The following is a 13051-nucleotide window of genomic DNA, read 5'->3' on the forward strand; positions in this document are numbered from 1 at the left end:
CTTAACTTGCCGGTTGCAACAGCTCATCGCACAGGCGTTTGATGACCTGGGTTTGCGGCAGGCCGTTGTGCAACATCTGGCGGATATGCTCCGCATCGCTGATGCCCCGGCGCACATGGCGCTCGACCGCCTGCAGCACGGCCCGATCCTCCTGCCGCTCGGCGAAGCCGCTCAGCGAGTCGAGGGTGTGCAGGATATGTGCGGTCAGGCTGCAGCGGCGCAGAGTGGCGGGATCGACGTATTCGGCGGCGAAACCGCTGCGATAGGCGTTGATCTTGTTGTAGTTGGTGAAGGCATCGTACTCCGGCGCGATCGGCGTGCGGTGTTGCAACAGAAAATCGGCCAGCAGACGGCAGTAGCCGACCAGCAGCGTGGCGTGCGCGAGGCGCAGCGGCGTATCGCAGATGCGGATCTCTACCGTGCCCAGCTCCGGTTTCGGCCGCGCATCCCAGTAAATATCCTTGACGCTGTCGATGACGCCGGCGGCATGCAGCCGGTCATAGTAGGCGTTGAATTCGCGCCAGCTGTAGATGTGTTCCAGGCAGCCGTAATTGGGGAAAGAATTCTGTGCGCTGAAACGGGAACTGGCAAAGCGCGTATCGACGCCCTGGTACAGCGGTGACGAAGCGCTGAGCGCGATCAGCTGCGGAAAATAGGGCGTCAGCGCATGGCACAGGTACATCGCCTCGTCTCCGTCGTTGACGCCGAGGTGGATGTGTTGGCCGAATACGCAGGCCAGCTTGGAGAGATAGCCAAAGCGGCTGGCCAGCTGCCTGTAGCGCGCGTTGTCGCTGATGACCTGCTTGCGCCAGTCGTTGCTCAGGTGGCGGCCGCCGCCGCAGACGTCACAGCCCAGGCGCCGTGCGCTGCGCCGGACGGTATCGGTCAGGGCGCGCAGCTCGGCGTGCAGCGCATCGAGATCGCGGTGCACCGAGCTGTTCAGTTCCACCATCGACTTGGTGAGCTCATGTTTGACGCGTCGGCGGTCACCGACCGCGCTGACCACCCGGTCAGCCCGATCCGTAAGATCGTAGTGCTCGTCATCGACCAGCTGCAGCTCTATTTCGGTGCCGATGGAGAGTCTTCCCGACGGTTTGAATGTGAGCGGCATGGCGCCTCCTTCCCATAAAAACAGCGTAAGATAAGTATAAGTTGTTGGGCTGGGGATAACGCCTTGCGTTTTATATTTGATTTTTCGAATATGAAGGTGATATTTTCACGAGCGATTTGTGGAGCAGATAAAGGTTAACGGGAGTGCGACATGACGTCATTGACGCCGCTGAAGCTGTTTAAAAACTTGTCGGATGAGACGCGTCTGACGCTGGTGCTGGTGCTGCGCCACGCCGGCGAGCTGTGCGTGTGCGAGCTGTCGGGCGCACTGGCGCTGCCGCAGCCAAAAATATCAAGACATCTGGCGATGCTGCGTGAAAGCGGGCTGTTGCTCGATCGGCGCGATGGCAAGTGGATACATTATCGCCTGTCGCCGCATATGCCGGCCTGGGCGGCGGCTATTATTGAGCAGGCTTATCAGTGCCGATCAGAACAGATGATGGAATTGGTGCAACGCGCGGCGAAAGGTTGCCCGTAACGATAAAAAATTTGCCCTAACATATCCGAAAAAACATATATGTAAACTTGAAGAAGCAGCGAGGCGACGATGATAGTGGCAGGGACAATCTTTATTCTGACGTTGATTTTGGTGATTTGGCAACCGAAAGGGCTGGGCATCGGTTGGAGTGCGTCGATCGGGGCGGGATTGGCATTAGTGAGCGGCGTGGTGCACGTCGGTGATATTCCCGTGGTGTGGCAGATAGTCTGGAATGCGACCGCGACCTTCATCGCCGTCATCATCATTAGCCTGCTGCTGGATGAAAGCGGCTTCTTCACCTGGACCGCCTTGCATGTCGCACGTTGGGGCAACGGCAAAGGTCGATGGCTGTTTACCTACATGTTGCTGCTAGGGGCTGTAGTGGCAGCGTTGTTCGCGAACGACGGCGCCGCGTTGATTCTGACGCCGATCGTGATCGCCATGCTGTCGGCGCTCGGTTTTCGTCCTGCTGCCGTGCTGGCTTTCGTCATGGCGGCGGGCTTTATCGCCGATACTGCCAGCCTGCCGCTGGTGGTGTCCAACCTGGTAAATATCGTTTCAGCGGATTTCTTCCGGCTGGGCTTTACGGAGTATGCGGCGGTGATGGTGCCGGTCAACCTTGCCGCCGTCGCGGCGACGCTGGTGATGTTGCATCTGTTCTTCCGCAAGGATATTCCGCAGCGCTACGCATTGACGCGTTTACCGGTGCCACGGGAAGCGATTCGCGATCGCACGACGTTTCGGACCGGCTGGGCCGTATTGGCGCTGTTGTTGATGGGTTTTTTCGCCCTGGAGCCGCTCGGCGTGCCCGTCAGTTTGGTCGCCGCTTGCGGCGCCCTGGTTTTGCTGGCGGTGGCGAAACGCGGGCGAGCGATCGATACCGGTAAAGTGTTGCGCGGGGCGCCCTGGCAGATCGTCATTTTCTCACTGGGCATGTATCTGGTGATCTACGGGTTGCGCAACGCCGGTTTGACCGATTGGCTTTCCGGTGTGCTGGACGCGTTGGCACGGCAGGGGCTGTGGGCGGCGACGTTTGGCACCGGTTTCCTGAGCGCATTTCTCTCTTCCATCATGAATAACATGCCGACGGTATTGGTGGGGGCGTTGTCTATCGACGGCAGCAGCGCGGAAGGCGTCATCAGGCAGGCGATGATTTACGCTAACGTCATCGGCAGCGATCTCGGCCCCAAAATCACCCCGATTGGCAGCCTGGCGACGTTACTGTGGCTGCATGTGTTGGCACAAAAGAACATCGTCATTACCTGGGGCTATTATTTTCGCGTGGGGCTGGTGATGACGTTACCGATTTTGTTTGTCACCCTGGCCGCGCTGGCATTGCGGTTGTCCGTTTTGCCCTGACCGGAGAAACCGTCATGAGCGACATCAAGATTTACCATAACCCGGCCTGCGGCACGTCGCGCAATACGTTGGCGTTGATCCGCAACAGCGGCGTTGAGCCAGAGGTGGTTTTGTATCTGGAAACGCCGCCAAGCCGCGAACGATTGATTGCGTTGCTGGACGAAATGGGCATGACGCCGCGCGCGTTGCTGCGCAAAAACATCGAGCCTTACGCCGAGCTGAAGCTGGACGACGGTGCCTGGAGCGACGATCAACTGATCGATTTCATGCTGCAACAGCCGATCCTGATCAACCGCCCCATTGTGGTGACCCCGCTCGGCACGCGTTTGTGCCGTCCGTCGGAGGTGGTGTTGGAGATTCTGCCGGATCCGCAGCGCGGCGCCTTCAGCAAAGAGGACGGGGAGCCGGTGATTGATGCGCAGGGCCACAGGATAACCAACGGCTAATCGCTGCGGCCCCGCATTTCATCCAATCAGTGCAGTTCGGCGCCGCTGCGATCGGCCAGCGCTTCCAGCAGCGGGGCGGAAGGCACGAAGAACAGGGTGCCGGTCACCGCGTGGCTAAAATCGAGCAGCCGATCGTAGTTGCCGGCCGGGCGGCCGATAAACATGTTTTCCAGCATCTGCTCGATCGGCTGCGGGGAGCGCGCATAGCCGATAAAGTAGGTGCCGAACTCGCGCAGGCCGGGGCGGCCGAACGGCATGTTGTCGCGCAGAATTTTCACCTCGTTGCCTTGCTCGTCGGTGATGGTGGTCAACGAACTGTGCGACGACGACGGTTTGACCGCTTCATCCAGCTCGATGTTGGACTGTTTATGGCGGCCGATGATCTTCTCCTGCGTTTCCACGCTGAGCGAATTCCAGCCCTGCATGTCGTGCAGGTATTTCTGCACCAGCACATAGCTGCCGCCGCTGAACGCCGCGTCTTCGTCGCCGATCACCGTGTAGTCGAAGGCTTCGTGCCCCTCCGGGTTCTCCGTACCGTCGACGAAGCCGATCATGGCGCGCTGATCGAAATAACGGAAGCCGTGCACCTCCTCGATCACCGTCACGGCGTCGCCGAGCTTGGCGGTCAACTGAGAGGCCAGTTCAAAACACAGATCCATTTCATCGGCGCGGATGTGCAGCAGGATGTCGCCAGGCGTGGCGACCGCAACGCGCTCCCCGCTGCCGATCGGGCTGAACGGATGCAGCTGGCGAGGGCGCGGCGCGCCGAACAGCGTATCCCAGGCCTCGGAGCCGAAGCCGCAGACGCAGGTGAGATTGCCCGCCGGCGCGCGTTTGCCGACCGAACGCACCACGGCGGCGATATCGCCGCACCAGGCGCGCACCGCCGCCAGATGGGCGGGAACGGGCGACAGGGTGGCGACGATGAAAATGGCATGGCGCGTGACCGGCGTGAATACGGCTTGCGGCGGGGTGTTATTTGCATTCATTGCATTCGGCTCCAGTGTGTTCGGGTGAAATAGATCAGATCAAATTAAAGTGCTCGTCGGGTTTCATCGGCGGTGGCAGCGGGCTTTGGTCGTTCATTTCCAGCAGGTTGCGCTCAATGGTGTTGCAAATGGCATTTAACGGCAGATGGTTGGCCGACACGCCGAACGGATCCTCCAGCTCTTCGGCCAGTGAGTCCCAGGATAAGAAGGTATAGGAAATGAACACCGAAACAAACGGTGTCATGTAATGCAGATCGGTCACCAGGGCAAAAGGCAACAGGCTGCAGAACAGGTAAACGGTGCGCTGCAGAATCAGGGTATAGGCGAACGGCACCGGGGTGCTGGCGAGCCGTTCGCAGCCGCCGAGGGTATGAGACAGTTCGCTCAGCTTATCGTCGATCAGCCCGAAGGTGATGTCGCTCAGCAAGCCCTGACGGCGCAATTTGCCGATTTCCTGGCCCAGCATCAGCAGGATGCGGTTGGTCGGCATCGGGCTGGCGATCACTTCGGCCAGCTCGTTGCCGGTGAGATTGTGGTACAGATCGGCGGTGGGGTCGGTGCCGCGCAGCTGATGCTTCAGGCTCCAGCTAAAGGCGATCAGCAGCTTGGCGACCTTTTGCTGCACCGCCGGTTCGTCCGGCAGCAGGCTTTTGATCTGGCGCAGCAGGGTGCGTTCGGTAATCAGCAGCGAGCCCCACAGGTTGCGCGCTTCGACAAAGCGGCTGTAGCCGGCGTTATTGCGAAAGCCAAGAAAAATGGCGATGGCGATGCCCAACAGGCTGAACGGCGCGATGGTCAAATGCACGCCGAGCTGTTCGTACCATTGGTAGCTGATCACCGCCACTATCGACATCAGCACGTTCAGCGACAGGCGAAAGGTAATTTTTGACAGCACGGAACCGTGCCAGGCGAACAGGCGAAAAAACCAGTTCTGGTGCGGGCGAATTATCATAACGTGGGTGCTTCCTGGTGTCCTGCTATTGAGAATAGTCGATTCTTATCCGGCGGCGCTATGCCGCCGTTGTCGATTGCCAGAGCCGTTGCGGGTGCGTATAGACGGTGGCGCGCCCCGGTTTGCTGAAGCCCACCAGCGTCAGGTTGCTGCGCTCGGCCACTTCCACCGCCAGACGGGTGGCGGCGGAGACGGCGAACAGGATCTCGACGCCGCACATGGCGGACTTTTGCACCATTTCATAGCTGGCGCGGCTCGAGACCAGCGCCGCCCCTTGCGACCAGGCCTGTTGGCTGCGGTAACCCAGCAGTTTGTCGAGCGCCACATGGCGGCCGACGTCTTCACATCCGCCGCTGAGCGCGCCGTCCGGCTGGATCCAGGCCGCTGCATGGGTGCAGCCGGTCAGTTTTCCCACCGTTTGCACTTCCTGCAGTTGAGCCAACGCCCGGTCGAGCTGGGCCAAATCGAAACGTTGGGTGAAGGGCAGCGGTGCGATGGGCTGAGCAACCTCCTGCAGCTGCTCGACCCCGCAGACGCCGCAGCCGGTGCGGCCGGCCAGGCTGCGGCGCTTCTCTTTCAGCTGCATAAAGCGGCGGCTCGAGAGCTCTACATGCACTTCAATGCCGTTGCAGGCCGGTTGTTGACGGATGTCGTAGATATCGTCGGGGGAGGTGATGATGCCTTCGGACAGTGAAAAACCGATGGCGAAGGCCGCCAGATCTTTTGGCGTCGCCATCATCACCACGTGGGAAATGCCGTTGTACACCAGGGCGACCGGCACTTCTTCCGCCAGCCAATCCTGCTGCGCCTGAGCCAGATCGGTGCGCTGCCAGACCGCATGGCGAGACAGGCAGGCCTGTTCGATGTCGTCGGTTTCTGCGAGGAGTAGGTGCTTGTTCATAACGTTCTCGTGACCGTCGGTGACGAGGCGCCGACGGGGATGAATGCTTATTGAGCAGGTGTGGACATTATACAGGATTCTGATCCCGCTCGCGTAGGGAATCACGCCCTGCAGGTTATCCACAGTTTTAGTGGATAACGTGTGTGCAAGGCAGCGTGAAACCGTTAGCAGGCGTAAAAAAAAATCGCTCAGAAAATTATTATATTACGCGGCAAAGCGCGATCCGTCGGGGGGGAGGGGGTTGCACGCGTTCGCGTTTTGTTTATGCATTACTGTGTAAATATACAGTTTGGTTATGATTATGCTGAGTACTTTAAGGTTGTATGCTTTTTCACCAGGTGAGCCCCTAACGTTACCGCTGTTTGCCGATCGCGTGGCCTGCGGTTTTCTCTCCCCGGCGCAGGACTATGTCGAGAGTCGGCTGGATATCGGCAAACTGCTGGTGCGGCACCCCAACGCCACCTACTTCGTGCGTGCCAGCGGTGAGATGGAGCGAGCAGGATGGATCAGGCACTGAATTTTTCACTCAGCTATGCGCAGCTGATCCGGGAAGCAGAAGATGCGATTAAAAAATGCAATCTGAACCAGGGCGGGATGGGTTACACCCTAGAGTTGGGTAAGGCTTCTGTCATTCTGAGTTTCTGGTACGGTCTGGCGCTGCAGGGCTATCCGGACACAATAATGGATGAACGTGTTGATGCCGACCGGCTGCGCCTGCATGTCCTCATCTATAAGAGAGAGGAGTGACATCGTGGCAACGGTTAACGTCCGCCGGCCGTCGCCGCTGTAGCGACGGATGCTGATTGTGCTGGCCGAACCTGCGCGCCCCCTGCCTGCTGCTGTGGCGCGCGGACGGAACGATCAAGTCGCCGCCAACGGCAAAAGCCGGGAATTGAACGGGCGCATACGTTGGGTAGATACCGGGGAAAGCAGGCAGATCAGGAACGACATCAGAAAGTCCTGTACTACCGACAGATTAAGAAACTGAGCATCCGAGAAACAGCAGACGCGACAGGCTACAGTACTTCCCAAGTTTGTCGCATTCAGGCCTTCTATAAAGAAGTTGAGACTGATTAAAAAGCAGCCTTAATGTACAATAATTTTCGATATCCCAACTGACCCCATGAACAATCAATGAGTTAGAGGTGAAAGGTGATTTCATACAAAAAAATCATACCTGCTCTTGTCATATTCGCTTTATCTAATGCTGTGGCATATGCGAATGATTTCGACAAATCAAATGAAGCGATGGCAATTTCAGCAATAGGTTTTTCTGGCTCAAATGCTCGTGTTGCACATGATGTTTGTGGGGCAACCAATGAGAAAATTGATAAATATAAAAAACAAATAAAAGACTCATTAACTAGAACATTAAAGTATGAACAGTCAGGATTCGATACGCATTGGGATAATGGTTGGAAAAATGCTGATTTTTTGGTTAAGTCATTAAGTAATGATGAAGCCTATAAAAAAGAATATTGCCGAGAGGTTTTAGATGGAATTAATAATCCTGAAATGAATTAAGGATTATTCCTTATTCGGGGTTCTACGCCGGAACCCCAGATTTTTCCGTCCGCTAAAATTATCCCCGGTTGAGCAGCTTTATACCGTCAGCTCGCAGTGGACCATCAGGGGAAATGTGGCGGTACAGCGTTTGTCGGGTTATCCCAAGCTCCTGGCATAACGTACTGACTTTCGTCTCTGGCCGTCCCATTGATGCCATTGCCAGTCGCAATTTTATTGGCGTCATTTTGTAAGGCCGTCCGCCGTTCCTCCCGTGGGCTCTTGCTGAGGCAAGGCCTGCCGCTGTTCTTTGCGGCGCTGTACGCAGCAGAGACCGACGGCCGCGCGCGACTGGCTCGACACCCGCTTAGTCCCGCCCTCTGGTCAAATGCAGGCTGATGTGTACAGCCTGCAGGCAGAGGATTTCGTCTGGCAACCGGTATCGCCCGCCGTCGGCGCCGTTCGCAATGACAATCCCTCACTCATCCTGCCCATCGATACGCCAACGGTCTGAGTGCCGCATTATCCACAGTTTTGGTGGATATCATGTGTGCAAACACACGTGAAGAACGCCAAAAGCTGCAGGAAAAATCGCTCAGAAAATTATTATATTACGCGGGAAAGCGCGATCCGCAGGGGGATTGGGGGTTGCACGCGTTCGCGTTTTGTTTATGCTTAACTGTATAAATATACAGTTTGGTTATGATTATGCTGAGCAATTCAAGGTTGTATGCTTTTTCACCAGGTGAACCCCTAACGTTACCGCTGTTTGCCGATCGCGTGGCCTGCGGCTTTCCTTCCCCGGCGCAGGACTATGTCGAAGGCCGGCTGGACATCGGCAAGCTGCTGGTGCGGCACCCCAACGCCACCTACTTCGTGCGCGCCAGCGGCGAGTCGATGATCGACGGCAATATTCAGGATGGCGATCTGTTGATTGTCGACAGCGCCCTGACGCCGGAGCACGGCAATATCGTGATCGCTGCGGTGGACGGTGAATTCACCGTCAAAAAGCTGCAGCGTCACCCCGACGTGCGGCTGTTGCCGATGAATCCCGCCTACGCGCCCATCGTGTTCGACGACGAAGCGCAACTGGAGATTTTCGGCGTGGTGACCTTTATCGTCTACGCGGCGCTGTAACCATGTTCGCCCTGGTAGACGTCAACAGCTTCTACGCTTCCTGCGAGACTATCTTTCGGCCCGACCTGCGGGGGCGGCCGGTGATTGTGTTGTCCAACAACGACGGCTGCGTGATCGCCCGCAGCGCCGAGGCGAAGGCGCTGGGCGTGCCGATGGGCGCGCCTTATTTCAAGATCAAAGAGGAGATGCGCCGTCGCAACGTCGCGGTGTTCTCCTCCAACTACGCGCTGTACGCCGATATGTCCCGCCGGGTGATGGACACGCTGGAGGAGATGGCGCCGGCGGTGGAGATCTATTCACTGGACGAAGCCTTTCTGCGGCTGGACGGCGTGGCGCGCTGCGAGGCGCTGGAACCGTTCGGCCAGCGGGTGCGCGATCGCATCCGGCGCGAGCTGCATTTGACGGTCGGGGTTGGCATTGCGCCGAGCAAAACGCTGGCCAAGCTGGCCAACTTCGCGGCCAAGAAATGGCGCGGCACCGGCGGCGTGGTGGATTTATCCGATCCGGCGCGCCAGCGCAAACTGCTGGCGTTGCTTCCGGTGGAAGAAGTGTGGGGCGTGGGCCGCCGCCTGACGCGCCAGCTGCAGGCGATGGGCATTCACACCGCGCTGCAGCTGGCGGACTGCGATACCCGACTGGCGCGTAAAACCTTCAGCGTGGTGCTGGAGCGCACGATACGTGAGCTGCGCGGCGAGTCATGCCTGCAATGGGAAGATGAGGCGGCGGCGAAAGAGCAGATCATCTGTTCCCGCTCGTTCGGCCAGCGGTTGACGCACTACCCGCACATGCGCGAGGCGATCTGCAGCTATGCCGAACGCGCCGCCGAAAAGCTGCGACAGGAAAAGCGCTATTGCCGCAACGTGTCGGTGTTTATCAAAACCAGCCCGCATTCGGCGGGCGAAGGCTATTACAGCAATATGGGCACCGCCCGGCTGCAAACGCCGAGCAACGACAGCCGCGACATCATCGCCATGGCGGTGCGCGCGCTGGAGAGCATTTGGCAGGAGGGGCGGCGTTATCTGAAGGGCGGCGTGATGCTGGGGGATTTCAGCGCCGCCGCCATGGCGCAGATCGACCTGTTCGACGACTGCCCGCCGCGCCGCAACAGCGAGCGCCTGATGGCGACCCTCGATCGCTTGAATCAGGAAGGGCGCGGGCGCGTGTGGTTCGCCGGGCAGGGGATCGTCAAGCCGTGGCAAATGAAGCGCGACATGCTGTCGCCGGCCTACACCACCCGGCTGGCGGATATCCCGCTGGTGCGGTTGGGGGAGCGGGCGCCGCGCGCTGCCGAATCGAAGGAAGAAAAACGCCGCGGGTGACAACCGGCGGCGTGGGTAGGCTGAGTGTTACTTCACCGCCGCCGGATCCGGCTTATCGGGGGCGATGCCGTACAGCGCCATGGCGCGGTTGACCTCGCTGCGGGCGATACGGCCTTCGTCTGCCAGCAGTTTCAACGCGGCGAGCGCGATGAAATGGCGGTTGACCTCGAAGAACTCACGCAGCGCCTCGCGGGTGTCCGAGCGGCCAAAGCCGTCGGTGCCCAAGGCGATAAAGGTGCGGTCGGGCAAGAACGGTTTGATCTGATCGCCGACGATCTTCATATAGTCCGTCGCTACCACCACCGGGCCGGGATGCGCCGCCAGCAGGCTTTGGATATAAGGGACTTTCGGCGGATCTTCCGGATGCAGCAGGTTCCAGCGTTCGGCCGCCATGCCGTTGCGGCGCAGCTCGCTCAGGCTGGTGGCGCTCCAGATATCGCTGGCGACGCCAAAGTCCACGGCCAACAGCTCCGCCGCCGCCAGCGCCTCGCGCATGATGGCGCCGCTGGCGACCAACTGAGCGCGCGGGCTCTCTTGGGTTGTCGCTGCGCTCTGTTTGAGCAAATACGCCCCCTGGATAATCCCGTCCTCTACGCCCGCCGGCATCGGCGGCTGCGGGTATCCCTCATTGAGCAAGGTGATGTAGTAGTAAATATCCTCTTGCTCAACGAACATCCTGCGCATGCCGCTCTGAACGATCACTGCGAGTTCATAGGCATAGGTCGGATCGTAGGAGACGCAGCTGGGGATCACGGAAGACAGCACGTGGCTGTGGCCGTCGTCATGCTGCAAGCCTTCGCCCATCAGGGTGGTTCTGCCGGAGGTGGCGCCGAGCAGGAAACCCTTGGTGCGCGCGTCGGCCGCCGCCCAGGCGAGATCGCCCACCCGTTGCAGCCCGAACATGGAGTAGAAGATATAGAACGGGATCGTCGCGACATCGTGGTTGCTGTAGGCGGTGCCGGCGGCGATCCAGGTCGATATCGCGCCGGATTCGTTGATGCCTTCCTGCAAAATCTGGCCGTCTTTGGCCTCTTTATAGTAGCTGAGCTGCCCGGCATCCTGCGGGGTATACAGCTGGCCGAGCCAGGAATGGATGCCAATCTGGCGGAACAGGCCTTCCATGCCGAACGTGCGCGACTCGTCTGGCACGATGGGCACGATCAGTTTGCCGATGTTGGGGTCTTTGAGCAGCGCGCCGAGGATATTGACGAAGGCCATGGTGGTTGACATGTTGCGCTCGCCGCTGCCCTTAAGGAGACTGTCGAAGCGCGATAACGCCGGTATCGCCAGCGGGGCGGATTGGCCGAAGCGGGCGGGGATGTAGCCGCCCAGCGCGGTGCGCGTCGCGGTGATGTACTTCGCCGCCGCGCTGTCGGGCTCGGGCTTCAGATAAGGGATCGCTTCCAGCTGCGCATCGGGGAGCGTCAACCCCAAACGATCGCGGAAGGCTTTCACCGCATCCTGGCTCATTTTTTTCAGCTGATGGTTGATGTTCTGCCCTTCACCGGCTTCTCCCATGCCGAACCCTTTGACCGTTTTGGCCAATACCACCGTCGGCCTGCCCGGGGTATGCATCGCCTGATGGTAGGCGGCGTACACCTTTTGCGGATCGTGGCCGCCGCGGTGCAGCGCCCAGATCTCATCGTCGCTCAGATCGGCGACCAGCGCGAGCAACTCCGGGTACTTGCCGAAGAAATGCTCCCGCACATAGGCGCCGCTTTGCGACTTGAAGGTCTGGTAATCGCCGTCGACGCACTCCATCATGCGCTGCATCAGCAGCCCGGAGCGATCTTTTTGCAGGAGTTTGTCCCAGCCGCTGCCCCAGATCACTTTGATCACCTGCCAGCCGGCGGCTTTGAAGGTGCCTTCCAGTTCCTGAATGATCTTGCCGTTGCCGCGCACGGGACCATCCAGCCGCTGCAGATTGCAGTTCACGACGAAGATCAGGTTATCGAGCTTTTCTCGCCCGCCCAGCGCAATTGCCGCCAGCGATTCCGGTTGATCCATCTCGCCGTCGCCGAGAAACGCCCACACCTTTCTCCCCTGATGCGGTTTCAACCCGCGGTATTCCAGATAGCGCATATAGCGTGCCTGATAGGCGGCGGTCAGCGGCCCCAGCCCCATCGAAACGGTGGGATATTGCCAGAAATCCGGCATCAGCCTGGGGTGCGGATAGGAAGAAAGGCCGCGGCGCGCGGATTCGCGGCGAAAGTTGTCGAGCTGCTCCTCGTCGATGCGGCCTTCGAGATAGGCGCGGCCGTAAATGCCGGGGGCGGAGTGACCCTGGATATACACCATGTCACCGGCAAACTCATCGGTGCGTCCGCGGAAAAAGTGCGTGAATCCCACGTCGTAAAGCACCGCGGCCGACTGGTAGGTGGCGATGTGTCCACCGACGTTGGAATGTTTGCCGGCGCGCAGCACCATCGCCATGGCGTTCCAGCGAATAAACGCATTGATGCGCGCTTCCGCGGCCAGATCGCCGGGATACGTCGGCTGCTTATAGACCGGGATCGTATTCACGTACGGCGTGGTGACCATGCTGAAGAAATCGCCGTGTTTTCGCTGATCGGCTTCGGCCATTCTTTCCAACAAAAAATGCGCGCGTTCACGGCCGTCGATGTCGGCGACACCTTCAAATGCCTCAAGCCATTCAGCCGTCTCTTGTGGGTCAAGATCTGCTTTTACCGCGGGTTGGTTCATAAAAGCTCCAAATGTACTTACCTGATAAGGCGCTGAGCGATACAGGAATTTATTGAATTGCATATGCAAGAGTTGCAAATGCAATAATGGCGAAGGCCACTCTATCCCTTTACAATTGCAATTGCAACTCACCGCTTTTGACGAGAAAACTGAC

The 13051-nt window shown here is 59.0% G+C and carries 12 protein-coding genes and 3 pseudogenes; 10 read left to right on the top strand and 5 right to left on the bottom strand.

Going from position 1 to position 13051, the window contains the following annotated elements; genetic code table 11:
• Nucleotide 1: 1 nt before the first annotated feature.
• A complete protein-coding gene (locus ACJ8PE_RS02720) occupies nt 2–1111 on the bottom strand; it encodes a YbdK family carboxylate-amine ligase (RefSeq protein ID WP_197793606.1) in 1110 nt (369 codons plus the stop codon).
• Between the two features lie 150 nt (nt 1112–1261).
• Between ACJ8PE_RS02720 and ACJ8PE_RS02725 the strand changes: the two genes are divergently transcribed.
• From ACJ8PE_RS02725 to arsC, 3 genes are all read left to right on the top strand, one after another.
• Nucleotides 1262–1588 (top strand): metalloregulator ArsR/SmtB family transcription factor, encoded by a 327-nt coding sequence (locus tag ACJ8PE_RS02725; protein WP_197761255.1) that lies wholly within the window; start codon nt 1262–1264, stop codon nt 1586–1588.
• A gap of 69 nt (nt 1589–1657) precedes the next feature.
• Entirely contained in the window at nt 1658–2947 is a 1290-nt protein-coding gene (locus ACJ8PE_RS02730) for an arsenic transporter (RefSeq protein ID WP_197793607.1), read from the top strand.
• A 14-nt stretch (nt 2948–2961) separates the two neighbouring features.
• A complete protein-coding gene (arsC, locus tag ACJ8PE_RS02735) occupies nt 2962–3393 on the top strand; it encodes a glutaredoxin-dependent arsenate reductase (protein ID WP_197793608.1) in 432 nt (143 codons plus the stop codon).
• A gap of 26 nt (nt 3394–3419) precedes the next feature.
• Here arsC and ACJ8PE_RS02740 read toward each other — a convergent pair whose 3' ends face one another.
• The 3 genes from ACJ8PE_RS02740 to fdhD are packed head-to-tail and all read right to left on the bottom strand — an operon-like array spanning nt 3420 to nt 6235.
• On the bottom strand, nt 3420–4382 hold the full coding sequence (locus ACJ8PE_RS02740; RefSeq protein ID WP_033643584.1) for a Dyp-type peroxidase: 963 nt from the start codon (nt 4380–4382) through the stop codon (nt 3420–3422).
• Nucleotides 4383–4416: 34 nt separating this feature from the next.
• On the bottom strand, nt 4417–5334 hold the full coding sequence (locus tag ACJ8PE_RS02745; RefSeq protein WP_033643582.1) for a bestrophin family protein: 918 nt from the start codon (nt 5332–5334) through the stop codon (nt 4417–4419).
• A gap of 58 nt (nt 5335–5392) precedes the next feature.
• The gene (gene fdhD, locus ACJ8PE_RS02750; protein WP_033650829.1) at nt 5393–6235 is read right to left on the bottom strand and encodes a formate dehydrogenase accessory sulfurtransferase FdhD; all 843 of its coding nucleotides are present in this window, start codon (nt 6233–6235) and stop codon (nt 5393–5395) included.
• Nucleotides 6236–6530: 295 nt separating this feature from the next.
• On the opposite strand from fdhD, the pseudogene ACJ8PE_RS02755 reads away from it, so the two are divergent.
• From ACJ8PE_RS02755 to umuC, 7 genes and pseudogenes are all read left to right on the top strand, one after another.
• A pseudogene (locus ACJ8PE_RS02755) lies at nt 6531–6722 on the top strand (DNA polymerase V); the annotation flags it as partial.
• A 14-nt stretch (nt 6723–6736) separates the two neighbouring features.
• Nucleotides 6737–6982, top strand: a complete 246-nt coding sequence (locus ACJ8PE_RS02760; RefSeq protein WP_197793609.1) for a hypothetical protein — start codon at nt 6737–6739, stop codon at nt 6980–6982.
• 117 nt (nt 6983–7099) lie between these two features.
• Nucleotides 7100–7312 (top strand): annotated as a pseudogene (locus tag ACJ8PE_RS02765) (resolvase); the annotation flags it as partial.
• 75 nt (nt 7313–7387) lie between these two features.
• On the top strand, nt 7388–7759 hold the full coding sequence (locus tag ACJ8PE_RS02770; RefSeq protein WP_126502249.1) for a hypothetical protein: 372 nt from the start codon (nt 7388–7390) through the stop codon (nt 7757–7759).
• Between the two features lie 313 nt (nt 7760–8072).
• Nucleotides 8073–8252, top strand: a pseudogene (locus tag ACJ8PE_RS02775) (SOS response-associated peptidase family protein); the annotation flags it as partial.
• Nucleotides 8253–8440: 188 nt separating this feature from the next.
• On the top strand, nt 8441–8875 hold the full coding sequence (gene umuD / locus ACJ8PE_RS02780; RefSeq protein WP_047574693.1) for a translesion error-prone DNA polymerase V autoproteolytic subunit: 435 nt from the start codon (nt 8441–8443) through the stop codon (nt 8873–8875).
• A 2-nt stretch (nt 8876–8877) separates the two neighbouring features.
• Nucleotides 8878–10194 (top strand): translesion error-prone DNA polymerase V subunit UmuC, encoded by a 1317-nt coding sequence (gene umuC, locus ACJ8PE_RS02785; protein ID WP_047025430.1) that lies wholly within the window; start codon nt 8878–8880, stop codon nt 10192–10194.
• 27 nt (nt 10195–10221) lie between these two features.
• Here umuC and aceE read toward each other — a convergent pair whose 3' ends face one another.
• Nucleotides 10222–12897: a pyruvate dehydrogenase (acetyl-transferring), homodimeric type gene (gene aceE, locus ACJ8PE_RS02790; protein ID WP_197793611.1), complete on the bottom strand. Its 2676-nt coding sequence runs from the start codon at nt 12895–12897 to the stop codon at nt 10222–10224.
• Nucleotides 12898–13051 lie beyond the last annotated feature (154 nt).

Source organism: Serratia sp. CY74737 (assembly GCF_052166775.1).
Classification (GTDB): Bacteria; Pseudomonadota; Gammaproteobacteria; order Enterobacterales; family Enterobacteriaceae; genus Serratia; species Serratia ureilytica.

Coding starts and splice junctions, on each gene's coding strand:
- fdhD (WP_033650829.1), bottom strand. CDS start 6,235: ATGAACAAGCACCTACTCCTCGCAGAAACCGACGACATCGAACAGGCC.
- ACJ8PE_RS02730 (WP_197793607.1), top strand. CDS start 1,658: ATGATAGTGGCAGGGACAATCTTTATTCTGACGTTGATTTTGGTGATT.
- arsC (WP_197793608.1), top strand. CDS start 2,962: ATGAGCGACATCAAGATTTACCATAACCCGGCCTGCGGCACGTCGCGC.
- ACJ8PE_RS02740 (WP_033643584.1), bottom strand. CDS start 4,382: ATGAATGCAAATAACACCCCGCCGCAAGCCGTATTCACGCCGGTCACG.
- ACJ8PE_RS02725 (WP_197761255.1), top strand. CDS start 1,262: ATGACGTCATTGACGCCGCTGAAGCTGTTTAAAAACTTGTCGGATGAG.
- umuC (WP_047025430.1), top strand. CDS start 8,878: ATGTTCGCCCTGGTAGACGTCAACAGCTTCTACGCTTCCTGCGAGACT.
- ACJ8PE_RS02745 (WP_033643582.1), bottom strand. CDS start 5,334: ATGATAATTCGCCCGCACCAGAACTGGTTTTTTCGCCTGTTCGCCTGG.
- umuD (WP_047574693.1), top strand. CDS start 8,441: ATGATTATGCTGAGCAATTCAAGGTTGTATGCTTTTTCACCAGGTGAA.
- ACJ8PE_RS02720 (WP_197793606.1), bottom strand. CDS start 1,111: ATGCCGCTCACATTCAAACCGTCGGGAAGACTCTCCATCGGCACCGAA.
- aceE (WP_197793611.1), bottom strand. CDS start 12,897: ATGAACCAACCCGCGGTAAAAGCAGATCTTGACCCACAAGAGACGGCT.
- ACJ8PE_RS02760 (WP_197793609.1), top strand. CDS start 6,737: ATGGATCAGGCACTGAATTTTTCACTCAGCTATGCGCAGCTGATCCGG.